General features: G+C 44.7%; 19 protein-coding genes and 1 riboswitch. Of the genes, 4 read left to right on the top strand and 15 right to left on the bottom strand.

Annotation, left to right across the window (positions count from 1 at the left end):
- Positions 1–65 precede the first annotated feature (65 nt).
- From AC0YOD_RS20745 to AC0YOD_RS20735, 3 genes are read right to left on the bottom strand one after another with little or no spacing between them, the layout of a single operon-like run.
- Positions 66–1,565, bottom strand: coding sequence for a UxaA family hydrolase (locus AC0YOD_RS20745; protein ID WP_475801230.1), 1,500 nt, complete (start codon positions 1,563–1,565; stop codon positions 66–68).
- Complete coding sequence (locus tag AC0YOD_RS20740) at positions 1,562–3,052, bottom strand: tagaturonate reductase (RefSeq protein WP_475801229.1); 1,491 nt, start codon at positions 3,050–3,052, stop codon at positions 1,562–1,564. Before AC0YOD_RS20740 ends, AC0YOD_RS20745 begins: the two co-directional genes overlap by 4 nt.
- On the bottom strand, positions 3,049–3,879 hold the full coding sequence (locus tag AC0YOD_RS20735) for an amidohydrolase family protein (RefSeq protein WP_475801228.1): 831 nt from the start codon (positions 3,877–3,879) through the stop codon (positions 3,049–3,051). The genes AC0YOD_RS20740 and AC0YOD_RS20735 overlap by 4 nt, the downstream gene beginning before the upstream one ends.
- Before the next feature lie 199 nt (positions 3,880–4,078).
- Here AC0YOD_RS20735 and AC0YOD_RS20730 point away from each other — a divergent pair, with 199 nt between their 5' ends.
- Entirely contained in the window at positions 4,079–4,963 is an 885-nt protein-coding gene (locus tag AC0YOD_RS20730) for a helix-turn-helix domain-containing protein (protein WP_475801227.1), read from the top strand.
- Between the two features lie 90 nt (positions 4,964–5,053).
- Here AC0YOD_RS20730 and AC0YOD_RS20725 read toward each other — a convergent pair whose 3' ends face one another.
- The 4 genes from AC0YOD_RS20725 to AC0YOD_RS20710 all read right to left on the bottom strand — a co-directional run bounded on the left by AC0YOD_RS20725 (position 5,054) and on the right by AC0YOD_RS20710 (position 12,771).
- Positions 5,054–8,989 carry an S-layer homology domain-containing protein gene (locus AC0YOD_RS20725; protein WP_475801226.1) on the bottom strand — a complete coding sequence of 1,312 codons (3,936 nt, stop codon included), beginning with the start codon at positions 8,987–8,989 and terminating at the stop codon, positions 5,054–5,056.
- A 561-nt stretch (positions 8,990–9,550) separates the two neighbouring features.
- The gene (gene sdhB, locus AC0YOD_RS20720) at positions 9,551–10,315 is read right to left on the bottom strand and encodes a succinate dehydrogenase iron-sulfur subunit (protein WP_475801225.1); all 765 of its coding nucleotides are present in this window, start codon (positions 10,313–10,315) and stop codon (positions 9,551–9,553) included.
- 2 nt (positions 10,316–10,317) lie between these two features.
- Positions 10,318–12,075 carry a succinate dehydrogenase flavoprotein subunit gene (gene sdhA, locus AC0YOD_RS20715; RefSeq protein WP_475801224.1) on the bottom strand — a complete coding sequence of 586 codons (1,758 nt, stop codon included), beginning with the start codon at positions 12,073–12,075 and terminating at the stop codon, positions 10,318–10,320.
- Positions 12,076–12,099: 24 nt separating this feature from the next.
- The gene (locus AC0YOD_RS20710) at positions 12,100–12,771 is read right to left on the bottom strand and encodes a succinate dehydrogenase cytochrome b558 subunit (protein ID WP_475801223.1); all 672 of its coding nucleotides are present in this window, start codon (positions 12,769–12,771) and stop codon (positions 12,100–12,102) included.
- 308 nt (positions 12,772–13,079) lie between these two features.
- Here AC0YOD_RS20710 and AC0YOD_RS20705 point away from each other — a divergent pair, with 308 nt between their 5' ends.
- Complete coding sequence (locus tag AC0YOD_RS20705; protein ID WP_475801222.1) at positions 13,080–13,988, top strand: LysR family transcriptional regulator; 909 nt, start codon at positions 13,080–13,082, stop codon at positions 13,986–13,988.
- 58 nt (positions 13,989–14,046) lie between these two features.
- Here AC0YOD_RS20705 and AC0YOD_RS20700 read toward each other — a convergent pair whose 3' ends face one another.
- Together AC0YOD_RS20700 and AC0YOD_RS20695 are read right to left on the bottom strand one after the other, a co-directional pair.
- Positions 14,047–14,709 (bottom strand): potassium channel family protein, encoded by a 663-nt coding sequence (locus AC0YOD_RS20700; protein ID WP_475801301.1) that lies wholly within the window; start codon positions 14,707–14,709, stop codon positions 14,047–14,049.
- Between the two features lie 18 nt (positions 14,710–14,727).
- On the bottom strand, positions 14,728–16,068 hold the full coding sequence (locus AC0YOD_RS20695) for a TrkH family potassium uptake protein (RefSeq protein WP_475801221.1): 1,341 nt from the start codon (positions 16,066–16,068) through the stop codon (positions 14,728–14,730).
- A gap of 90 nt (positions 16,069–16,158) precedes the next feature.
- Positions 16,159–16,359: riboswitch (cyclic di-AMP (ydaO/yuaA leader) on the bottom strand.
- Positions 16,360–16,603: 244 nt separating this feature from the next.
- On the opposite strand from AC0YOD_RS20695, the gene AC0YOD_RS20690 reads away from it, so the two are divergent.
- A complete protein-coding gene (locus AC0YOD_RS20690; RefSeq protein WP_475801220.1) occupies positions 16,604–18,229 on the top strand; it encodes a CPBP family intramembrane glutamic endopeptidase in 1,626 nt (541 codons plus the stop codon).
- Here the strand turns inward: AC0YOD_RS20690 and uvrC are convergent.
- The gene (gene uvrC / locus AC0YOD_RS20685) at positions 18,198–20,120 is read right to left on the bottom strand and encodes an excinuclease ABC subunit UvrC (protein WP_475801219.1); all 1,923 of its coding nucleotides are present in this window, start codon (positions 20,118–20,120) and stop codon (positions 18,198–18,200) included. The genes AC0YOD_RS20690 and uvrC overlap by 32 nt on opposite strands.
- Before the next feature lie 209 nt (positions 20,121–20,329).
- Here uvrC and AC0YOD_RS20680 point away from each other — a divergent pair, with 209 nt between their 5' ends.
- Positions 20,330–20,476 carry a YqzM family protein gene (locus tag AC0YOD_RS20680; RefSeq protein ID WP_475801218.1) on the top strand — a complete coding sequence of 49 codons (147 nt, stop codon included), beginning with the start codon at positions 20,330–20,332 and terminating at the stop codon, positions 20,474–20,476.
- A 167-nt stretch (positions 20,477–20,643) separates the two neighbouring features.
- On the opposite strand, the gene AC0YOD_RS20675 is transcribed toward AC0YOD_RS20680, so the two are convergent.
- From AC0YOD_RS20675 to dnaI, 5 genes are all read right to left on the bottom strand, one after another.
- A complete protein-coding gene (locus AC0YOD_RS20675) occupies positions 20,644–20,883 on the bottom strand; it encodes a YezD family protein (protein ID WP_475801217.1) in 240 nt (79 codons plus the stop codon).
- A 25-nt stretch (positions 20,884–20,908) separates the two neighbouring features.
- Positions 20,909–21,793, bottom strand: a complete 885-nt coding sequence (gene cysW / locus AC0YOD_RS20670) for a sulfate ABC transporter permease subunit CysW (protein ID WP_475801216.1) — start codon at positions 21,791–21,793, stop codon at positions 20,909–20,911.
- Positions 21,794–21,846: 53 nt separating this feature from the next.
- Positions 21,847–22,680: a sulfate ABC transporter permease subunit CysT gene (gene cysT / locus AC0YOD_RS20665; RefSeq protein ID WP_475801215.1), complete on the bottom strand. Its 834-nt coding sequence runs from the start codon at positions 22,678–22,680 to the stop codon at positions 21,847–21,849.
- A 37-nt stretch (positions 22,681–22,717) separates the two neighbouring features.
- Positions 22,718–23,833 (bottom strand): sulfate ABC transporter substrate-binding protein, encoded by a 1,116-nt coding sequence (locus tag AC0YOD_RS20660; RefSeq protein ID WP_475801214.1) that lies wholly within the window; start codon positions 23,831–23,833, stop codon positions 22,718–22,720.
- A 331-nt stretch (positions 23,834–24,164) separates the two neighbouring features.
- On the bottom strand, positions 24,165–25,112 hold the full coding sequence (gene dnaI / locus AC0YOD_RS20655; RefSeq protein WP_475801300.1) for a primosomal protein DnaI: 948 nt from the start codon (positions 25,110–25,112) through the stop codon (positions 24,165–24,167).
- Positions 25,113–25,114: the final 2 nt, after the last annotated feature.

Genomic DNA, 25,114 nt, shown 5'->3' with positions numbered 1-25,114 from the left:
CTGTGGCTTAAACGATGTTTTATATTCTCTTTTGCATCGATTTGCAGCCTCACCTGCCATCATGCTTATAAAATAACGCCATCCTTAAAGATCGCAATTTCCTTGAAACCGTTGCGTTCATTATGGGTCTGCCTCTCGCCCGATGCTAGACTAATCAGCTGGTCCCATAGCTCATCAGTCAGCTCATTCATGCTCTTATTCTCCAGAAGCTGTCCGGCGTTAAAATCAATCCAGTTTTTCTTACGCGCTGCAAGCTCGCTATTCGTTGCAATCTTAACAGTTGGAACCGGACCTCCAAACGGCGTTCCTCTACCGGTCGTGAATAAGACAATATGGGCGCCGCCCGCGGATAAAGCTGTGACAGAGACCAAGTCATTACCAGGCGCTTCCAGCAGGTTCAGTCCTTCCTTAGTCACACGCTGACCATAAGGAACGACATCGGTCACTACTGCATGACCGCCCTTTTGCGTACAACCCAGAGATTTTTCCTCCAGTGTGCTGATACCGCCAGCTTTGTTGCCTGGTGAAGGATTCTCATAGATCTCCTGATCATGACGAATAAAATATTGCTTAAAATCATTGATGAGATGAACAATTTTGCCAAATACCTGCTCATTTTCCGCTCGGTTCATTAAGATCGTCTCCGCGCCGAACATTTCCGGGACTTCTGTTAAAATCGCCGTTCCGCCTGCCTCGATCAGCCTGTCCGATACGGTTCCCACTAGCGGGTTAGCCGTTATGCCGGACAGACCGTCTGAGCCGCCGCATTTCAGCCCAAGCTTAAGTCTAGACACGGGCACAGGCTGGCGTTTAAACTTCTCCGCATATTCAACCAATTCTTCAATTAGCTCAAGCGCCGTATCAATTTCATCCTCTACCTCTTGTGATTTCATAAACTTCACTCTGGCAGGATCATATTCGCCGATGGCTTCCTTAAAGGAATCAATCTGATTGTTCTCGCAACCAAGTCCCATCACGAGAACGCCCCCTGCATTAGGATGATTAACAAGAGAAGCGAGCAGCTTCTGTGTGTGAGTAAGGTCATCTCCAAGCTGTGAGCAGCCGAATGGATGAGCAAAATGATAGACGCCCTCTACTCGTCCCTCAAAAAGCTTCTCCGCTTGCCTTGCTACGACCTCGCAGGTTTTATTAATGCATCCGACCGTATTGATAATCCAAATTTCATTGCGGATACCAACATCTCCGTTATCCCTTACATAGCCTTGAAAGGATTGCTTCTGAGCAGAGCCCGCCCTCTGAGATGTCTCTTGCTCCGCAGGCTCGAACTTATAATTAACAAAGCCGCTAAGTCCTGTACCTAGATTATGTGTATGAACCCAGCTGCCAGGCTTAATATCCGATTTAGCGACTCCAATAGAATAGCCGAATTTCAATATATGGCTGCCTTCTTGCACGAGCTTTGCGGCTATTTTATGACCCTTGGGCACATCATCAAGCAGTTCAAGCTCTTGATTTCCTTCCAAAATCAGACGATCGCCTTTCAACATAGGAGTCAGAGCGATCACAACATGATCCTGTTCATTCAAGCGAAACCAATTATTCATGCTCGTTCACTCTCCATGTCCATTAAATTAGCAGCAATTGCTTCAGCAAGACCATCAAGCACAGACAAATCACGGCCCCAAACTTCATCAAGCGCAAGCAACCGCACTACTGTATCTCGCTGCGTTTCTCCTAAGCGTAATGATTCTCCATATGACGCCTCAAATGCTTCAAGCACAGCCGAATCGTCACGAACTGTATAAAAGGTACCATTCAAATCAATGCCCTGAAAACCTGAATCGGTGCGCTTCACGTTATAATAGCGAAGCAAGCCTGCAAAACCGTGAACCAATCGTTCTGGAATCGGTTCTCCCTTATCCGCATAATGAAGCAAGGATGGCAGCAGCCGCACCTTAAATTTACTAATGCTATTCATTGCTATATCCGATAGGCGATGTCTAATGAATGGATTCAGGAATCTTTCATAGACGGTTGCCGCATAATCCCTCAGTTCATTTGCTGGCAGCGGCATTGACGGAATAATCTCTTTCTCTACCGTCTCACGAATAAACGCACCAAGCTCGGGATGCTCCATGACCTCACGAACCTGTTCTAGTCCATGAACGAGAGCGAGCGGTGCCATCAGTGTATGTGCTCCGTTCAAAATACGCACTTTTCGCATTTGGAATGGTCTCAAATCATTTACCCAATGCACATTCAGTCCCGCTTGGCGCAGCGGCAGCTTCTCATCCAGCTCTGGCTCCGCTTCAATCGCCCAGAAGTGATAAGGCTCTGCTGTACTTAGCATCGCATCGGAGTAACCCCACTCCTCGAACCATTGCTCCGCTTGTGCTCCATCTGGATAGCCAGTCACAATCCGATCGACAAGCGAATTTAGAAATCGATTGTTCCGAACTACCCATTGCTTAAATGCTTCCGGCAGCTCCCAATCATCGCTATACCGAAGCACACATGCTCTCAGCTCATCCCCATTTCGTTCCAGCAGCTCACAAGGCAAACAAATCAAACCGCGATCCGCAGCGCCCCCAAATGCCAAAAATCGGCGATACAATAAATATGTCAGCTTGCCGGGAAATGATTGTATTGGCTGTCCTTCCACAAGTAACTCCGGCCGATAGATCAAGCCTGCTTCCGTCGTATTGGATATAACAAACTGCAGGTCTTCGCTTTCCGCTAAAGCGATAAGCGACTCCCAATCAGAATAAGGATCGAACGCTTGCTTGAACACCGATATGACTTCTTTCTGTTCCACGCACTCACCGTTCTGGAGTCCTCTAATAACGAGCGTATATAACCCATCCTGATCAGCGAGCGTCTCGATCTTCGCTTTACCTGTTGGTCTCGGTTGCGTCACTGCAACACTGCCCTCATATAAACCTTGTTTCCGACATTCCTGCAGCATCCAGTCCACAAATCCACGCAAAAAGTTACCTTCCCCGATTTGCAGCACCGTGATCTTGCTCCCCTGTGTTCGACTATAAAGCTCACGTTCTACTCCTTTTAATAAGGATCCATTTAATTGGCTCATCGTTTATAAAACTCCTTCGCATTTAGTCCGAATAAACGTTCACGATCCGCATCACTCCATGTTTCCGGTAGCGCTTCCATTATGATGCTGATTACTTGATCATAACTAGCTGCAAGCAGGCAAACCGGCCAATCACTGCCGAACATAACCCGATCCGGGCCGAAATGCTCCAGCACATGTGCGATATATGCCGAAAAATGCTCAGGTTTCCATGTCCTATGATCTGCTTCTGTCACCAAGCCTGACAGCTTGCAATATATATTTTTATGACGGGCTATCTCAGCCATCTGACTTCGCCAAGGCTCAAGCACGCCAGCAGCAATTGGCGGCTTTGCGATATGATCGATAACGCCTCTAAGGTTGGGGACCCTCTTGAGCAGTTCCAAGACAGGCTCCAGCTGATGAGACCTGACTAGCAAATCCACGGGAATGCTCCGCTCCGCATATAGCATCAGCGCTTCAATGAAGTAGGGTTCCAATGCCTCATTAGCATCCGGCATTTCCTGAATCATGGCACGAAAGCCAGCGATCTTCGGGTGAGCGCTGAATCGCTCATAATGGGAGTAATGATGGGGATCTTTCAAGTCCAAATAAGCCACTACGCCAAGAATACTATCATCATGCTGACTCAGAGCCAGCAAATAATCGGTTTCAGCTAACGTTGGTGCTGCCTGTACCGCAATGGTCCAGCCGATACCATGCTTATCTAAGCTTGGCTTCAAGTCCTTCGGCAAATAATCACGGTAAAGCACGGGTAGCTCTGGGCTGATCCATCCGTAATCCCCTCGTTCGATTGACCAATAATGCTGATGTGCATCAATCCTCATAACACGCTAACCCCCTGTTGAATGATGATGTTATTGCTATATTAATGATGTTGATAAAATAGGTCTTATAATATCTCTGTTACTACCTATTATAGAGAACAATAATACTTTCAAAAATAGCGTATTCTTGCATATTTGTACTCAATATTGATATTTGCTATACTTAAAATCACCCAATTCAGCATGAAGAAGGACATTTATGAAACCATTTCGCAAACAATTCGATTTCAGCTCTCCCTTCCCATTCGATTGCAACTATAGAGATAAAAAACATTGGCAGACTGAGCTTCCCGATCATCTTCATGATTGGTATGAGCTGGTCTATATTTATGAAGGAAAAGGCACCTTTTTCATTGATCAAACTTTTTATGACATGAAGCGCGGCGACCTGTTCATTATCCCAGGAAACACCATCCATCGCTCACTCCCGGATAAAATAGAGCCCGTTACATCGACTGCTATTTTCTTCAGTACTTTATTCGTCCAAACAGCCTCATTAGGCGACTCGTTTTCTTATCTGCGCTGCTTTGAGCAAGCCAAAAAGCTAAAAAGATATAAGCTTGAGCCAAGCAATCTTGAGCAAGTAAAACTCGAGAAACTTATCGACGAGCTTCAGATTGAGCGACAGGAGCAGCAGGCTGGTTATCGGCAGGCTGTGCTGCTTAAGCTCGAGCAAATACTCCTGTTATTGAACCGTAGCAGCTTACCTCACACGCTTCCAGAGCGTGACGCTAACAGCACAGAATCTGCTTTGATTGGGCCGCAATGGATGCGAAGCATTTTGCTTCATATCGACCAGCACCCAGAGGCTCCCCTTGGCTTGTCTACGCTTGCTCAGATGGCAGCCGTTACACCCGCTCATTTCTCCCGCGTCTTCAAGTCATTGACCGGCATGAATGTAACCGAGTACGTAACAGCTAAGCGCATCATACTTGCGAAAGAGTTACTGCTGGCGAGCGATGCCAATGTAAGGCTTATTGCAGAACAATGCGGCTTCGAGAGCCTGCCTCATTTTCACCGGATGTTTAAGAAATTTACAGGCTTAACACCAGCGGCATATAAAAGAAATACTGCATCTTTATAAATCATGCAAAAAAAATGCCTCAGACCTATTCAAACAAAGGTCTGAGACATTTGGGCAATCTGTGAATGACATATGATCCATATTATCCTTCTACGATGATAGCTTATTTAAAATATTAAAGATCAACTGCGCTCCTTCAGCACGGGTAGCAATCCCTTCGGGGTTGAACTGCTGATTCGACTGTCCCTCGATAAGGCCAAGAGAGAAAGCCAATGCTACATATTCCTTCACCCAAGCAGGGGATGCATTTAAGTCGGAGAATGGAAGCTGCATACTCTCTGATGTCATTTGTCCGCCTGCTACTTCGAATGCCCTTACAACCATAGCTACTGCATCTTGTCTTGTAATGGGGGCGTTTGGCATAAAACTTTTCTCTCCAACACCTTTTACAATGCCGGCTTGAACAGCTGCTGATACCGAATCCGCGTACCACTTATCAGCAGAAATGTCGGTAAACGGAGTAGAACCGTTCCCCTTCAAATCTAGTAATCGAACAAGCATAGCCGTCATCTCCGCTCGAGTCATGGATCGATTTGGAGCAAACTGCTTCTTGCTGATCCCTTCAATCACATGCTTCGCAGCTAGTTCCTTAATGACTGGATTGATCCAGTGTGAGGTTGTATCTTCATATGATTTATTAAATTCCAACACTCCATAAGTATGAGCAAGCTCAGAGATCTCTAATTTCAACTTACCGTTCTCCCATGTCCCAGCTAAATAAATAAGCTTGCCGTTCTCATCCGCTCCGTAAATGCCTGAGAGTTTGCTATTCAAGCTTGTAGATACCGGTAAAAGAATCGTTATTGCTTTGTTCAACTGAGGTAAGGTGTATGTTTTCCCTGCACTTGTTGTGATGCTAAAGCTAAATTTCAACAGATCACTTCCTATTGTAAGCGAGGCAACGGAATTATTTTCAGCATTAGCCAACCACGCTGCTAGCTCATCTCCCGTTATTCGGGATGCTTGCAATTTAATCGTGCTTCCTCCCCGTTCATCATCAGGAATCAACTTGCTCATAGTACTGAAAAGTTCAGCTGGCAGGATGAACGATACATTTGTAGCGTTAACCGTTACAGCGTTGTTTTTAAGAAGATTAGCTGCATAACCTGGAAAGATTATTTCTTGAAATGGTTTGTCCGTATTAAAAACAACATTTCCCTTGGCTATAAGCGACTCCAGTTCACTCGCACTGACTATCCATTCGTCCTTCTCTCCTGTCGAAGTATCTGGTTGTACTGGTGGAATAACCGGGATGTCATTACCCTTGGTCAAAGTGAATTCATCAACAATGCGCCCGCTCACCGTTTGCGTTACGAATTTCAACTCATCACCTGTAATATCTACGGAAGCATACATTTGTGTCTTCTCCTCATCTGTCACCCGCTGCCATTCTCTCTTCGTTTGCGAATAGAACTTTGGCCCTGTTGAGCCAGCAATGACATACGTCGTCCCCTTACCATCTGCAGTTATTTCATTATTCAGCATCGGATATGTGCGTAAATAAATATGATCATGCCCATTCAGCACAAGATCCACCTTATGCTCCTCTAGAACAGGAGCCCAAAGCCGTCTAATGTCTGCAGTGTCGTAAATACTGCCATAGGGTCCCCGATGAAAAATAGCAATTTTCCACTTTTTATTTGTTTTGGACAAATCCTTCTCCAGCCATTTCTCCTGCTCCTCATATTGATATTCACTATTTAGAACCATGAAATGAACTTCCTTGTAGTCAAATGAAAAGTTACTCCCCTTTAGGCTTTCTACTCCATTGCCTGGTTGGTTAAAATGCTCCAAGAAATCATTACTCTCTCTGTTGCCCATAACCTCATGATTGCCAATAGCACTAACCAAAGTCGTATGCAACAGAGCCTCTTGAGCTTCGCTGAACCACCATTTCCATTCTTGTTCATTAAAGCCCTTCTCAACCATATCACCCGCATGAACCATAAACTCCGCATCAGGAACGTTCGCAAATGCTGTTTTCACCGTGTTGCCCCATAATTGAAATCCAGGAATATCCGCAGCCTGAGAATCTGCAAAATATAAAAATTTCGTATGTTCTCCCGCGATCTCTGTTGTTTTGAATGTCCCTTGCGGACTATAGCTGCCATTGTCATCCCCGACTCGATACACATAAGCAGTGCCTGGCTCTAAGCCTGTGACAGACGCTTTATGCACCCTTACCGTTCCAATATCGAGCGATTGATACAATGAACTGGTTCCGACAACTTTCATAACATTTTTTTCGTCAAAACGACTGAATTCAGACTCCTTCACAATTTCGATGACTGTAGCTTCCGTGCCCGGGTTCGTGTGCCATGTAAAGCCTCGTGTAACAGTTGGATCCTCACCCATGCTTACGTTTATATTGTAAGGTATTGCCGTGCCTGAGAGCGGCGATACCTTGAAATCGGTCACTGGACTATACAAATTCCCCTTTACCGTTTGAATTGAATACGTTTTCACTTCTGAAGTGAGTATGCTTGTGATCAACTTGCCATTACTGTTCGTAGATCCGATCATCATTCCATCGGCCATTATTTGCGCACCCGCAGCTGGAGACCCCATTTCATCAACCACAGTCAATACAGTCTCAAAACCTTCTACATTTCCATTCTCTTGCCAGCTAATTGACAAACCGCTTTTGATTTCGGAGGTCAATGGGAATCCGAAGAAGCTATAGCTGTTACCCCCTGAACTAACAAATGAGACAGAACCTGATTCAAAAGCAATGACATTCGTACCAGTAGCATCCTTCTTCACAGCGTATTGAATCTGACCGATCAAATCGTCATCTGTCAAAGCGCCGTTCAGCTTATCCATGGTTACGGTAACCGTACCTTTGGAGCTATCCATCTCTGCTTGTGCCTGGGACGCATTCAGCTTGGTCCCTATGATAAATTGCAAGTTTTCTACCTTAGAGGGATCAAAAGCGAATTTGATTTGTCCTCCATTAATATCCGAGGACTTCATACCCTTAATATCTATCGTGTACGTATTACCTGTATATAAACGCTGGGGTGTATCGTATAACAATTTTGAAGAGCCTGTATCGATATTAAAAGTCCAGCTTCGAGTAGTCATATTGCCAGCCAGATCTCTTACAGTAACCTTTGCTTCATGAATACCATCAGCCAGCGGACTTGTTGGCGTGTATTGAATTTTACCGTCACTGGAATTCAGCATATGCTGAACTCGTACACCATCTAGATAAAAACGCATACGATCCGGATCAATAAGCGTCGTCTCTGGGTGTTTGACGGGATCATAGCCGACATCTTCCGCATAGACCATAATAACCGGCTGATTCATATGAATCGTTTCTCCTTCCGCCGGGGAGAAGCCTTTCAGAATTGGCGGCTCCAAATCATCCTCATTTGGCGCGTACAAAGCACGAATCTGATCCACATAGATCACTCCAGCATCTTTCTTATCTCCTGACGGCTCCATGTAGCGTACTGGCATATCCATCGTTAGCGGAAGCGTTCTACCTTCAGGAACATCAACCTCTAAGTATCTCCATCCTACCCAGTCGATGCCTACATTCTGCTCTACAAAGTTCAGCGGGATCGTTCCCTTGCTGTCGCGCAGCTGTGCACGCAACCAGTGCTCCTTGCCATCTCCGTAAACCCACATGCTTATTTTTTTGGGGTAGCCAGGAATTTCGATATTATTCTCTTCGCTTGCCGTTTGCAGATAAGCACCTGAAGTACCCGGCTTACCTGTAAAATCATATTTTAGCTTTAGTGCTCCATTGCCAAAACGAACCAGATCTTCATCCGTTTCAATGCTGACCTCGGCCGTATTAAATTGTGCTCCTGCTGATGGTAAATACCGATTGAGTCCATTTTCAAAGTCCTCCAGCACCACAGGTGCAAGGCTGCTACTGGATTCATTACTTGAAGTATCCGTTGGATTGTCCATTGTACCCTCCGCAAAAACCTGACCTATCGGCATAATCAAAACCAGCAGTATAACCATACTAAGCAGCGAGGAAACCATTCTTTTACTTTTTTTGCTTGTCATTTCACCATTACCTCCCCATTCTAGTTAAAAGATTATGAATGGTACGTTTCTCGCACCAATTCCTCCATTTGAAATTTTATTACAAATTTCATTAAATATTATAAAACTTTATTCCAAATAAAAGAAGGAACTTTATTACTAGTTAAAATTATCCATTTTTGATTAGGTAAAATATAAAAATCGTTAATAGTTCCCTTGACTTTTTAGAAGCTGAGAACCGTTAACCCGATACTATAAAAAGTAGAACTATTTCAACAGTTAGGGGGGAAGTAAGATTAATGAAGGGAGTTATTCCAAAGCGAGGCGATCATTCCTATCCTATGGCTGCGTTTGAACTATTCCACACTAGAGCTTAATCATAAGTTGTTTTTTGCAGTATTCTTTTACCGACCAGCTTGTGGCTGTTATGTACGATTTATTTGAAGCTTCGGAGCTCATACTCATCATCACTCAGCAGATTGACAAGAGTTTTCCAATCCATTATCATTGATAATAATAATCACTATCAAATAAAAAAAGAACTCTCGATAAAATCGAGAGCTCCTCTATAGTTAGCCGGCTCTATACGCCAAGCCATTTTTTGAACAAATGTTTCGTTGTATCTTTGTTGATTGCTGCAATGGAAGTCGTAAGCGGAATGCCCTTCGGACATGCGCGCACACAGTTTTGCGAGTTACCGCAACCTTCGATACCGCCATCAGTCATAAGCGCATCCAGACGTTCCTCTTTATTCATCTCACCAGTTGGATGGGAGTTGAACAAACGAACCTGAGAAATTGCTGCTGGACCGATAAAGCTGTTCCGATCATTCACGTTAGGGCAAGCTTCAAGACAAACACCGCATGTCATACATTTAGATAGCTCATATGCCCATTGGCGTTTGGTTTCTGCCATACGCGGACCTGGACCTAGGTTATAGGTACCATCAATCGGAATCCATGCCTTAACGCGTTTCAACGCACCAAACATGCGCTCACGGTTAATAACAAGGTCACGAACTACTGGGAAAGTACGCATTGGCTCAAGTCTTACAGGCTGCTCCAGCTTATCGATAAGCGCGCTGCACGCTTGACGAGGCTTGCCATTGATGACCATGGAGCATGCTCCGCATACTTCTTCCAAACAGTTCGATTCCCAGCATACAGGTGCTGTACTAGCACCATCCGATTTTTTCGGATTACGTTGAATCTCCATAAGTCCGCTTATGACGTTCATATTCGCACGGTATGGAATTTCGAATTCTTCCGTATAAGGCGCTGATTCGGGAGTATCTTGACGGGTAATGATGAATTTAACCGTTTTTTTAGCAACAGTTGTTTCAGCCATCTTTATTCTCCTTTCTTCTTATCGCTTGAGTAATCGCGTTTACGAGGTTTAATCAAGCTAACATCGATATCCTCATACGAGATTTCTGGTCCCTCTTTCGTCCATTTCGCAATTGTTGTCTTCATGAAATGGTCGTCATCACGTTCTGGGAAATCAGGCTTGTAGTGAGCACCGCGGCTCTCATCACGTAGAAGCGCGCCTTTTGTCATAGCTTCTGATAGCTCAAGCATGTTCCATAGTTGACGAGTGAAAGCAACGCCCGCATTGTTCCAAGCTGAAGTATCATTGATGTTGATGTTTGCATAACGCTGTTTCAGCTCTTTGATCTTAACGATCGTAGCTTCCAGCTTATCGTTAAAACGTACAACGGTCATGTTGTTAGTCATGATTTCGCCAAGTTCTTTGTGAATAACATAGGCGTTTTCATTGCCGTTCATTTTGAGAATGCTGTTGAACTTATCGGTTTGACGTTTGTTCTCGCGATCAAACACGGAGGAAGCAATATCCTCAGCCGATTTTTTCAAACCTTTAATATATTCGACAGCTTTCGGTCCAGCTACCATACCGCCGTAAATAGCGGATAGCAAGGAGTTAGCGCCAAGACGGTTACCGCCATGGTATTGATACTCACACTCGCCAGCTGCGAATAGACCTGGAATGTTCGTCATTTGATTGTAATCAACCCACATGCCGCCCATTGAATAGTGAACCGCTGGGAAGATCTTCATCGGAATTTTCCGAGGATCGTCACCCATGAATTTCTCATAGATCTCGATAATACCGCCAAGCTTAACGTCAAGCTCCTTCGGATCCTTATGAGACAAATCAAGGTAAACCATGTTTTCTTGGTTGATGCCTAGCTTCTGATCGACACAGACGCTAAAGATTTCACGTGTTGCAATATCACGCGGTACCAAGTTTCCGTAAGCTGGATATTTCTCTTCCAAGAAGTACCAAGGCTTGCCGTCTTTGTAAGTCCAAATCCGTCCGCCTTCACCACGCGCTGATTCGGACATCAAGCGAAGCTTGTCATCCCCTGGAATCGCAGTCGGGTGAATTTGAATGAACTCGCCATTCGCGTAATTAACACCTTGTTGGTAAACTGCACTTGCAGCTGTACCTGTGTTAATAACGGAGTTCGTTGTTTTTCCGAAAATAATGCCGGGACCGCCTGATGCCATAATAACCGCATCTGCACGAACCGTATGAATTTCCATCGAACGCAAATCTTGTGCAGAGACGCCGCGGCATACACCGTCGTCATCAACAACTGCGCCAAGGAATTCCCAGTGTTCGAATTTATTTACCAAGCCTGCTGCTTCCCAACGACGAACTTGCTCGTCCAATGCATAAAGCAGTTGTTGACCTGTTGTTGCTCCTGCGAATGCAGTACGTGAATGCTTTGTACCGCCGAAACGACGGAAGTCCAGCAAGCCCTCTGATGTACGGCTGAACATAACGCCCATACGGTCCATCAAGTGGATAATACCAGGTGCTGCATCACACATTGCTTTAACCGGTGGCTGATTCGCTAGGAAGTCACCGCCGTATACTGTATCATCGAAATGCTCCCATGTAGAATCGCCTTCGCCTTTTGTATTAACGGCGCCGTTAATACCACCTTGCGCGCATACGGAATGGGAACGTTTGACCGGCACAATGGAGAACAGATCGACGTGCACGCCTGCTTCTGCCGCTTTAATAGTAGCCATCAAGCCGGCAAGTCCGCCGCCTATGATAATAATTTTATTTTTAGCCATAACGCTTCGCTCCTTGTCTACAAACTATCCGATATTCGTCCATGCCAACGCGGCACTAGCAGCTTCTTTAAATTCATCGCCTGTGAAAGCAACCAGCGAAAGAATGAAGAGTGCAGTAACGATAACAAAAATACCCATACAAATGTACGAAGAAACTTTTTGAGCTCTAGGATTAATCGTAATACCCCAGCTAATCAAGAATGCCCATAGACCATTACTGAAGTGGAAAATAGCAGCAACTACACCGATTACATAAAGCGTAAACGTTACAGGGTTCGTTGCAATGTCATGCATCAATGAGCCAAGCTCCTCATGCGTAACTTTTCCTAAGTAAACTTGAAAACGTGTTTCGTATACATGCCAGAATACGAATACAAAAGTAATAACTCCTGTTACGCGCTGTGCAGTAAATGCCCAGTTCCGGCCGTATTTAAAGCGTCCCGTGTTTGTGTTCGATTGGTAAGCGACATACAAGCCGTAAATACCATGGAACAAAAGCGGGAGATAAATGCCGAAAATCTCGAGCAACGGCAGCAATGGCATGCTATTGACAAAATTAACACCTTTCGCAAAGCCTTCAGGTCCGCGTTCAAACGCCTGGTAGTTGGTCAAACCATGCACGACGATAAACATGCCGAGCGGAATGATCCCGAGAAGCGAGTGAAGCTTGCGCGAGAAATACGAATTTCCTTTCATGTCATTCCTTCTCCTTTCAATACTGTCAGTTCTGTCTTTCTTTTCTTCATAAAAATATAAGCGTATATAGACTGAATCTATATATTACTTATATTTCTGCGCGAAACGTGTACTCCCCCCGCAAAAAAGAAGCCAGCTAGTCTTTCACGCCAGACAAATCATTCTACATTGTAACCTCACCGTGTATCCCAGTCAACAAACTTCGACACATATTAGTCACACTTCCCATCCTACTCCTTTTCATCTTATAATGGAATTGCTTATTTTTTATAATTTCTTATAACAAAACGACATAAGGGGGTCTTTTCATGAATGAAGAGATGCATGTGTTTACGGTCATCGTGGAACAGTCCAGTATGAATAAGGCTTCTGGCCTTCTCAATTTGTCTCAGCCTGCGCTCTCACGCAAAATTGCTAAGCTCGAACAAGAGATAGGAGCTCCACTGTTTCGCCGCATCGGCAAGCGTCTTGAGCTTACCCGCATCGGTCAATTAACATACGAATATGCGCTTGAGCTAAGACAGCTGCACCGCAAATATTTGCATACATTATCTGAATTTACAGCAACTGGTCATACGACTCTGACGATTGGCGCCAGCTTGACTACACTGCAAACGACGCTTCCCGATCTCATTCAAAACCTTACCTCTAACCATCCAGAAATCGATATTACTGCCGTTACAGGTAAAACTCATGAGATAGTATCACTTGTACGCGATCACAAAGCGGATATCGGCATTGTCGCTTCCAGTATTGAGGATTCTACACTGCGCTGCATTCCTTTATTTGAGGATCATTTATCGCTAGTGCTTCCAAGAAATCAAATCATTGCTGATAAAGACAAGCTAGGCATACAAGATTTAACCGGGATGCCGATGATCTTATTCTCCAAAGGAACTTGGTTCAGACTTCTGACGGATGAGGTATTCGATAAATACCATCTTCAGCCTGATGTCCGCATGGAGATTGACTCCTTTGAAGCGATATTGCGTTTGCTGCATACATGCAGAGCTGCTACTTTGCTGCCTCATTCCTATATGCGTCATCAACAGCTTGAGGATAATGAGCTAGTGGTCGTCCCTATTCGTGAGCTGGAGGATACAAAAAGAACGACATCGCTTATTCATGCAGATTCAACAGCGTTAAGCCCATCCGTTCGTTTATGGATCAATGAGCTTGCTGCAAGCTTCGTTACACAAAAGGACAAGCGCTATTAAAAGCACTTGTCCTACATTCTTACCATTATTAGATCTCTAAATCCACATCTCTTTATCTCTACCTATAAATAGCTGTCTCAAAGCTTTCAATTTGCTCATTTGTACCAATAATAACCATAATATCGCGAATATCAAGTAAATCCGTTGCGGTAGGCGCGATAATCATCCCTTCCGGCTTATTAATTGCGACGATGCTGCAGCCGAATTTTGCCCGCAGGTTAAGATCGCTCAGTGATTTGCCATTTAAGTTTGACGGAACAGCAAGCTCAGCGATCGTATAATCTTTTGACAGCTCAATATAATCAAGCAAATTAGGCGAAACAAGCTGATGAGCAACCCGAATGCCCATATCACGCTCCGGATACACAACACGATCAACGTCGAGCTTCTCAAGTACGCGTCCATGCAATTCACTCATTGCTTTGGCTACGACCTTCTTAACACCGAGATCCTTGAGCAAAATCGCAGTCAAAATACTAGCTTGTATATCGTCACCGATTGCAACAACGCCGCAATCAAAGTTGCGCACCCCTAAAGAACGCAATGTTTCTTCATCCGTACACTCAGCAGATACGGCATGCGTCAACACATTGCTCATATCTTGAACCGCTTCCTCATCCTTATCTATACCGAGCACCTCATGTCCAAGCTGAACCAACTCGCGTCCTAAGCTCGATCCAAATCTCCCAAGACCTATTATAACGAATTGACTTTTCTTAATTGCCACTAGCCTATTCTCCTATCCAATCGTAATTTTGCCTTCAGGATGCCGATACAATTCTTTGTCTGTACGTGGACCGAGCGCATATGCGAGCGTTAATGGTCCAAGCCGTCCGGCAAACATCGTAAGTGCAATGATTATCTTACTCACCTCGGAAAGCTCTGGCGTCAAGCCGAGAGTTAACCCTACTGTCGCAAAGGCTGAGGTAGCTTCAAATAAAATATACAAAAACTTTTGACCTTCAATCATGGATAAGAGCATCGTCACCACGATAACAAGTGCAAGTGAAAGCAACGTAATGGTAAGCGCCTTAAAAATCCGATCTTTTCCTAGTCTGTAACGGAACAAGACAATATCTTCACGGCCGCGAATCATCGCGATAACCGCCCCCATCAGCACAGCAAAGGTTGTTGTCTTGATTCCACCCCCAGTAGAACCGGGAGAAGCGCCTATAAACATTAATATAATGATAAAAAATTGAGTGGCTTGACGAAGTGCCGCTAAATCAAGTGAATTGTATCCTGCCGTCCTTGGCATAACGGATTGGAAAAAGGCTGATAGGATTTTACCGCCCCAATCGAGTGAGCCTAGCGTCAAACTATTGGAAAACTCGAATATAAAAATAACGATAGTACCTGCAGCAATTAGGGTACCCGACATCGTTAGTACAACCTTACTGTGTAAGGAAAGCTTGTGATTTTTGCGCCACTCCATCAGATCGGACATAACGACAAATCCGAGTCCTCCAAAAATAACGAGCAGCATGGCAGTGATGTTCACAATGGGATCAGATACATATGCGGTAAGACTCTGATAATGACCAAATATATCAAAGCCGGCGTTGTTAAAAGCAGATATCGAATGAAATGCACCATAATAAATGGCTTTCCCAAGAGGCATATCCGCTGCAAACCGAGATGCAAATAACGCAGCGCCGACGATTTCGATGGATAACGAATAAATAATGACTCGTTGTATTAATCGAACGATTCCTTCCATGCTGGATTGATTCATCGCTTCCTGCAGCAATAACCGCTCTCTAAGTGAAATCTTTTTACGAAGAACAAGAGCAACTAAGGTGGCCATCGTCATGAATCCTAACCCGCCGAGTTGAAATAGAACCATCAATATAACCTGACCAGCCGTGGAGAAATACGTTCCCGTATCCACAACTACGAGCCCTGTCACGCATGTAGCCGATGTGGCCGTGAACAGCGCATCAATAAATGGCAGCCTGGTGCCATTCGCTGAAGCGAAGGGCATGGATAATAAACAGGCTCCCAGTAAAATAATAAGTGCGAATCCACTAACAAGGATTCGTGGAGGTGACCACGTCAGCACCTTCAAGTTCATCTTCATAATCAGCCTTCTTTTTCCTATGTCATTTGAGTAATGCAGCTATTAGCAGGCACAAAAAAAAGCACTGGAAACTCAAGTGCTTGTGCGATGAGTCCTGATCCATTTCGCCTACGAGGTTAGCTGTCGGATTCGGGCCTGGTCAGGCTGCCCTATTCAGCGGTTAGTGTAACTTCCCGCCAAAATTCACCCCATGCCGCCGCATTGGATAGTTCGACTACCCATCACATTCATTTTTTTGCGTCAGCTTTATGGTTTCCCCGTTTTCCTTCGGAAATTCGGCTTTGCTATTCTATTAGTATGACGTTAACGATTATAATCCCTAATGTAGTTTAGTACAAAGCTTGCATTACCTATAAACAGGCGATATTAGACCAAATCAGGGCAATTCGCTACCGCAGCATGCAATAAGCTTGACGGATATCGTTATTTCTCATTTTTAAGAAAAGAAACTTACTATTCCATTGGATAAATCAGGGATTAATATGATAAGGTAAGCAAATAGGAATTCTATAATATAGACAATAGAGGTGAACCGATGATTGATTCAATTAGACCGAAGGAATGGAAAAGATTCATTTGGGCAGCGATCGCTTGCTTCTTTATTTATTCAGCTGTAGATATAATCCCCATGATTAATTCCATTTCATCTGGCGAATACAACACGAAAGTTCTTGAGAAATCAGCTGCTGAGCTGCAAGCCACTGAATTTGTCCAGAAGGAAACCGGACTTCGTGTAAAATCAGCTAAAGCTGTACACCAATCAGACAAGGTGATGAACGGTTATCTCTCTAAAGAAAAGCTAGCCCAAACCTACAGTGATCGATATGATGCCAGTTTCCCTACGGATACTTTCCAAGTGGATCTCAAATTTGAGTCGAGCGGAAGCGGTTATGTTTATGTACATATGCAAAGCGGTCAAATCGTGGCCTGGAATCTGCTTGTTGGCGGTGAACAGCTGTCAGAGGCTGAAGAAAAGGAGAAAATCAAAGCCTTTCTTACACAGAAGAAATTCAACCCGGCTGATATTAAGAATGCTAAATTATATGAAAATGGTACTTGGGGCGTACAGCCAGCCGGCTTTACAATCGACAAAGCTGCATTGACCGTCGATTTAAAAGCATCAAGCGTGGATGGTCATGCCCTTATTACCACTTACAAACCAGCCTTTGTTGCACCTTCTGATTACATCAAATATGTGAAGAGCCAGGACAAACTGGCAAGCTTTCTTACCAGCTTCGGCTATTTCTTCATGAGCTTCGTTTTGTTTATTTTAGCCATTATTTACGCCGTTCTTTATCGCAAATTTACATCGTTTAAATACGGCATTATTTTGACAATCGTATACTTCATTACTTATATCATTATGAATTTAAACGTCTTGGATGGCATAAGAGCTTCACTCGGGGAAAATAACATGGCCGATCAAACCGTAGCCATCACGGCCGTATTTACGGTACTGCTTACGTTCCCAATGGCAGCGTCCATCTACATCTCTCTAGTAGCCGGTGACGGGCTTTGGAAAGCACAGGGACGTGATCTATGGCCTCGCTTTGGTCAACCGGGTTATGGCAATCATGTATGGCGCGGCATGGGCTTAGGTTATTTGTTTGCTATCATCCTGTTCGCCATTCAGGCTGTTATCTTTATTGGACTGAAACTTTCAATCGGCACTTGGGATACATCCGATGTAACGCAGTCGCCATATAATATCTCCGTATTATGGCTCATGCCGGTACTCGCCTGGGCTGCTGCTATTTCTGAGGAAGCTGTGTTCCGCTTTTTTGGTATTGGTCTATTTCGCAAATGGTTTAAGAACACCTTTGCCGCAGCGATTCTTCCAACGTTGTTCTGGGCGCTCGGTCATGTCATGTATCCGTTCTATCCATCCACGACAAGGCTGATTGAGCTTATGATTATCGGACTCATATTCAGCTATATCTTTATCCGATATGGATTGATTACAGCGATGTTCACACATGCCATATTCGACAGTGTGGCGGTTGGTATCTCGTTATTCACGATTGGCAAAGCACCTAACATTATTTCAGCTATATTCTTCATCGTATTGCCTGTAATAATCGCTTTTGTGCTTAAGCATTTCAGCATCAAAAAAGAAAAGAAGCCGTCCATTAGGACGACTCCTCCCTTAGAGCAGCAATAATTTCTCCTGCTAATTTTTCACCAATAGATAGGGGCCGAAAGTCTTCGACTGAGGCCTCTTTTATTTTTTTGATGGAACCAAAGTGCTTAAGCAGCAGCTTCCTGCGTTTCTCTCCGATACCTGGTATAGAATCAAGCTTCGAATCAACCATCGATTTCCCGCGTTGCTCGCGGTGAAACGTAATGGCAAAACGATGCACCTCATCTTGTATTCTTTGCAGCAAATAAAACTCTTGGCTGTCGCGCGGCAGCGGTACAATCTCAGCGGGGTCACCTGTCATTAGCTGCGCTGTTTTATGCTTGGCATCCTTTACAAGCCCGCACACCGGAATGAACAAGCCCAGCTCATTCTGGAGCACATCAAGGGCAGCCGATATTTGTCCTTTGCCCCCATCGACGACAATCAGATCTGGAGCGACCAGCTCATCCTTTAGTACACGCTCGTAGCGGCGCCTGATAACCTCGCGCATCGTTTCATAATCGTCTGGTCCTTGCACGGTTTTGACCTTATATTTCCGATATTCCTTGCGATCCGGCTTGCCGTCCGTGAAGACAACCATAGCCGATACGGGATTCGTTCCTTGAATATTGGAGTTATCAAAGGCTTCGATTCTGTGCACCTGCTCAAGCCCTAACCAGCCTGCGAGCGATTCTGATGCTCTAACACTTCGCTCCTCGTCCCGTTCAATTAAGCGGAACTTCTCATCCAGCATCACCCTTGCATTCTCGGTGGCCATCGTCACAACCTCGCTCTTGCGGCCCCTCTGCGGCATTAACACCTTTACCTTCAACCAACTGTGCATAGAGGCTATGATGTCGTCAGCATGCGTGGAGACTGCCTCATCCGTTACTGAGGCTCCAACAACCCCATCCTCTGTTTGACCTGCCACTGCTATGCCTTCTGCATCTGGAGGCAGCGGCAATAGTATTTGCCTTGGCAGTGCGGGATTATCGCTATAATATTGCGTGACGAACGTCATGAAATCATCGTATTGCTCTCCATAGTAAGGAAAGGTCGTCCCATGTCTCTCGATGAGCTTACCCGAACGCATATATAAGATCTGCACACACATCCAGCCCTTATCCACTGCGTAGCCAAAAATATCCCGGTCAAGCGCATCAGACATTGTAATCTTTTGTTTCTCCATAACGGCATCAATGGCAAGGAGCTGATCACGATATTCCTTAGCTCGTTCGAACTCAAGCTGCTCGGCTGCTTCCTCCATCTTGCGCTGCAGCTCGATTTTGACCACGTCCTGACCACCGTTCAAAAACCTTGTGATCTCCTGAATCATCATGTCGTATTGCGCCTGCTCCACATCGAATTCGCATGGTGCTATGCATTGTCCAAGGTGATAATAGAGACATACCTTCTCCGGCAATGTTTTGCATTTGCGAAGCGGATATAACCGATCGAGCAGCTTCTTAGTCTGCTGCGCCGCGTAAGCGTTCGGATAGGGACCAAAGTACTTTCCCTTATCCTTAACGATACGCCGAGTAACCTCAAGCTTTGGATGCTTTTCATTCGTTATTTTAATATATGGAAAAGTTTTGTCATCCTTTAGGAGGACGTTATAACGCGGTTGATATTGCTTAATTAAATTACACTCTAGAATCAAAGCCTCCATATTGCTGGAGGTGACGATAAATTCAAAATCTCGAATTTCTGATACGAGCCGCTGTGTCTTGCCGTTATGGCTTCCGTTAAAATAAGAACGCACTCGATTTTTGAGTACCTTCGCCTTCCCAACATAAATAATGAGGCCTTCGCTGTTCTTCATTAAGTAACAGCCTGATTGATCTGGAAGCAAAGCCAGTTTGTTCCGGATCGTCTCTTTTGCTTCAGCAAGCTGCTGCTGGGCTTCCAACCCATCTATTTCCTGATGTTCCATGATCTCGCCTCCGACTGCGATACGATTCTGTACACATTTTAGCATAGTTGAGCCTTTTTTTGTTTTACAATTGTCACCGGTAATTGCTTTACAACTGTTTGCCAATTTGGGTATACTAATAAAAGCTGAATAAACCGATACTACATAAAGAGACGACCGCTTATGGTTGTAACTTAAGCATTCGGTCCCTTTCAAGGAGGACGTCAACAATGGAAAATGTAAGAGATCCACGCGAGCATTATAATGAAGAACCTCGCCATGACTTGATGGATGTCGTATTCGGCTTTGGCGGTATGCTCGGTTTTATGACCGTCATTTTCGCAGTAGCTGTAATCGTTAAATTCATCATCTCGTAAGCAGCATGAACAGCCTTCTCCGTCCTTGGGCGTAAAGGCTGTTCATCCTCAAATATAAGCATAGTTTAAGCATTTAACTTACACTTTCTTATATTGCGAAAAAAAGCTCCGTATTTATGGCGATTGCCATGGATACGGAGCTTTTCTTATATTGGACGAAGGGGTTGTTACACGATACGAAGCGTATCGCCGGCAGCTCCGCTCTCACGCGGCTTGGACTGCTGCTGCTGCGACTCAGAGGAAACCCGCTTCTGAGCAGGTCCATCGAAGCGCGTTCTTTCTGTTCGGTCAATTTGTACGATTTTTCCATCATGAACGGTAATCGTTACATTTCCATATTGGAGGCCATTAACTTGATCTGCGATTCTCTCCAACCACTGCTGATCCACTTCTACCGGTTTTGCCATGCGAAACCCCTCCATTTTAACTAAATTAATCAATATGAACTGCTGGTTTATGCTGAGCTGACTTCCATTCCACAATGTTTTTCACGATCAATGTTATGACTGCAAGCATAACTAGCAGTGATGCAACCGCGAATGATGCAGAAAATTGATATTCGTTATATAAGATTTCAATATGAAGCGGAAGGGTATTCGTCTCACCGCGTATGTGGCCGGAAACGACCGATACGGCTCCGAACTCCCCCATCGCACGAGCGTTACATAAGATAACGCCGTAAAGGAGACCCCACTTAATATTAGGAAGCGTCACCTTCCAAAAAATTTGCCAGCCCTTGGCTCCCAAGCTTGCCGCAGCCTCTTCCTCCTGTATGCCTTGCGCTTGCATCAACGGGATAAGCTCACGAGCGACAAAAGGCACGGTAACGAAGACGGTTGCGAGAACAATACCTGGTACTGCGAATATAATTTGGATTCCCCTCTCATCCAGCCATGGACCGAGAAAGCCTTGTGCTCCAAACATCAGCACATAAATCAATCCGGAAATAACCGGTGATACGGCGAATGGCAAATCAATCAGCGTAATTAGAAAATTTTTGCCTCGGAAACGAAATTTACTGATTGCCCATGCTGCCGCTACTCCAAAGACCGTATTAATAGGAACGGCAATCACGGCTACGATCAAAGTAAGCTTCAATGCCGATAAGGCATCCGGCTCCGTAATAGAGTGGAAATAGACGCTAGCGCCCTTCTTGAATGCTTCCACAAATACCGATACAAGCGGCAGCAAAACGATTAAACCAAGAAACAGCATTGCAATTCCAATGAGTATCCACTTTACAAGTCCCGATTCCGTAATGTGCTTGGGTCTTATCGATGATTCATCGGAGGTGTGAACGGTAATTGCTCCAGCCATATGAATACCCTCCTAAAGTTTTGTAGAACAAAACTAACCTTTTGGCATGCGGCTTAATCTGATACTGTGCGGCGATTCATACGCCACTGCAGTAAATTAATGATCAGCAGCATGAGGAAGGAAACCACAAGCATAACAAGTGCAATTGCAGTAGCGCCAGCGTAGTCGTATTGCTCCAGCTTTGTCATAATAAGCAGCGGCGTTATTTCAGTCTTCATCGGCATATTGCCGGAGATGAACACGACCGAGCCGTACTCTCCAATGCCTCTTGCGAATGCTAGCGCGAACCCTGTTAACAGCGCAGGCATAAGCTCTGGCAGGATGACCTTCCAAAAAGTCCGTAAACGATAAGCGCCCAGCATCACAGCCGCTTCCTCTGTCTCTTTCTCTAAATCCTGCAGCACCGGCTGAACGGTACGAACAACAAATGGAAGACCTATAAAGATAAGAGCGATGGTAATCCCAATTGGGGAGTAAGCCACCTTAATGCCGAGAGGCGCTAAGATGGAGCCCATCCAACCATTTGGTGCATAAATAGCAGTCAAAGCAATGCCGGCAACTGCTGTCGGAAGGGCGAACGGCAAGTCGACCAGACTGTCGATTAGCTTCTTCCCAGGAAAACGATAGCGAACGAGCACCCATGCCACTAGCAAACCGAAAACGGCATTAACGAGTCCTGCAAGAAACGCAGTGGTGAAGCTGACGCGATAGGAAGCTAATACTCGAGCATTGGTTACGGTGCTCCAGAACTCTGACCAGCTGAGCTCTGCCGTTTTAAAGAAAACGGCAGCCAGCGGAATTAATACGATAATGCTGAGGTAAAACAATGTGAATCCAAGCGATAAGCCAAAACCCGGGAGTACATTACGGGGCTTGGAACCTTTCATGTGAAGTCAGCTCCAGTCTCTTAAAATCATTCGAATATTATGATCCTGGCGTATAAATTTTGTCGAAAATTCCACCGTCAGCGAAGTGCTTCGTTTGTGCTTCCTTCCAGCCGCCAAAGTCTTTGTCAATGGAAAGCAGCTCAAGTGTTTTGAATTGATCCTTATATTTAGCCGCTACTGTTTCAGAGATAGGACGATAGTAGTTTTTCGCGGCAATCTCTTGCCCTTCTTCTGTATACAAGTATTTCAGATAAGCTTCAGCGACTTCACGCGTTCCACGATCATCAACAACTTTGTCAACGACAGCTACTGGAGGCTCTGCCAAAATACTTAGTGATGGATATACGATTTCGAATTTGTCTGGACCCAGCTCATTGATGGATAAGAAGGCTTCATTTTCCCATGCTAGCAGCACATCTCCGATTCCGCGTTCTACGAATGTTGTTGTTGAGCCGCGAGCTCCAGAATCAAGTACGGGTACATGCTTGAATAATTCTGTTACAAACTCTTGTGCTTTTGCTTCATCATTGCCGTTTTGCTTAAGTGCATAGCCCCAAGCAGCTAAATAGTTCCAACGAGCTCCGCCAGATGTTTTCGGGTTAGGCGTAATGACTTCAACTTTATCTTTGATTAGATCATTCCAGTCTTTGATGCCTTTCGGATTGCCTTTGCGAACGAGGAATACGATTGTTGACGTATAAGGGGAGCTATTATGCTCGAATTGTGTTTGCCAATTATCTTTAAGCAAGCCTGGCTCAACGAGTGCATCAATGTCATAGCCAAGCGCTAATGTTACAACATCAGCCTTAAGACCGTCGATAACCGCACGACCTTGTTTACCAGAACCGCCATGTGATTGTTTAATCGTAACCACTTGACCAGTCTCCTCTTTCCAGTGCTTAGAGAAGGCTTCATTAAACGCTACATACAGCTCACGAGTAGGGTCATAGGATACATTCAGAAGCTCCACCGGCGGTTTAGGCTCTTCTTTTGCCGGTTCTTTCGTTGCTTCATTCGTTGCTTTACTTTCATTCGCAGGTTTATTAGTTGCTTTGTTTCCAGCATTATTGTTACCCTGACCGCAGGCTGTAATGACCAACGCTAAAGCCAATAGTATAACGACCGAACGAACATGAGTTAATTTTCTCATCATTCCATACACCCCTTTTAATTTTACAGGTTCGCAGAACTTCTTTTTTTTGCGATAACGAAAGCGTACTTGTTCTGCATGACATATAGATGCTTACTCCGGTTCGTCCGGTAGTGTTACCATTATTCCTACCTGTTTAGTTGGTTATGGAAGAATCTTACCAGTGGATACCATTAGCTGTCAATACTTAATTTCCAAATATAATGAGACCCATAAGAAAACCTTATAAAAAGATCGGAAAAGAGGGTTAAATACGCTTTTCTTACCTTAACTCAACAAAAAAAAGCCTTAAGCGGCTGCTTCCCTCACGGGTTTCTGCTGCTTAAGGCTTGCTTTATTTTTTACCGCGTTTATTATCACCTGTCACCATGACGACCTCAACATACGGTCTTATTCGATCCATGATCCGCTGTCCTTTGTGAAGCTCATCTCCATCTTTATTCGTAAAGCTGAAATGCTTCTCCAAAGCATCGAGCTCATAGTTCGATGTATAGAATGTCGGCTTGCGCTGCATACGGTAATTGAGAATCGCGCCAAGAACATGATCACGAACCCATGGATTTAAATTTTCCGCACCCATATCATCAAAGATAAGCAGGTCAGTTTCCTTCATCATCTCAACCGTTTCCTTCAGCTTGCCCGGTTCATGCATAAGCGACTTTAAGTCCTCGACAAAGTCAGGCATGTAGACGATAACACCTGAATATCCAGCCTTCGCAAGCTCATGAAGGAGATAGCACATGAGGAAGGTTTTGCCGGTACCGAAGCGGCCAGCCAAATAAAGGCCTTCCTCTTGCAAGCCATGCTCTTTCGTACGATCAATATATCTCAGCACTTGTCCTACAGCCTTCACGCGTTCCAAATCATTCGTCAGTATTTCATCGGATGAATACCCGCGCTGCAATGCCTTCTCATCAATGTAGAAGCTGCGAATGCGACTGCGAATTTGATCTTCACTCTGTCTGGCGATAAATTTCTTGCAGGCAACCTTACGATCATAAAGTTGTGTTTGACCGTTTACTGTATCGGAGCTTAGCAGCGTGTAATGCCCTTCAAAATCATTCGGACAATTATCTAGTCCAGGACAATTGCTGCAGCTCCGATATTCGGTTACGTATTGATAGACGCGGTTAAGATTGAGACGGATAGTCCGCTCATCTAGGTCCGGATATTTAACTCTCAGCTTTTCGACAAGCGGCTCTTTGAGCATCTCCGTCAGTTTTTGCTCCGCTTGCTCCGTTATAGTCGGCCACGCCTTTAGCAAATCGCCCAATGAATCTATCT

The sequence above is a fragment of the Paenibacillus sp. J31P13 genome, from assembly GCF_056269295.1.
Note: the sequence above shows the minus strand (reverse complement) of the source record. Positions and strands in the feature narration are given on the sequence as shown.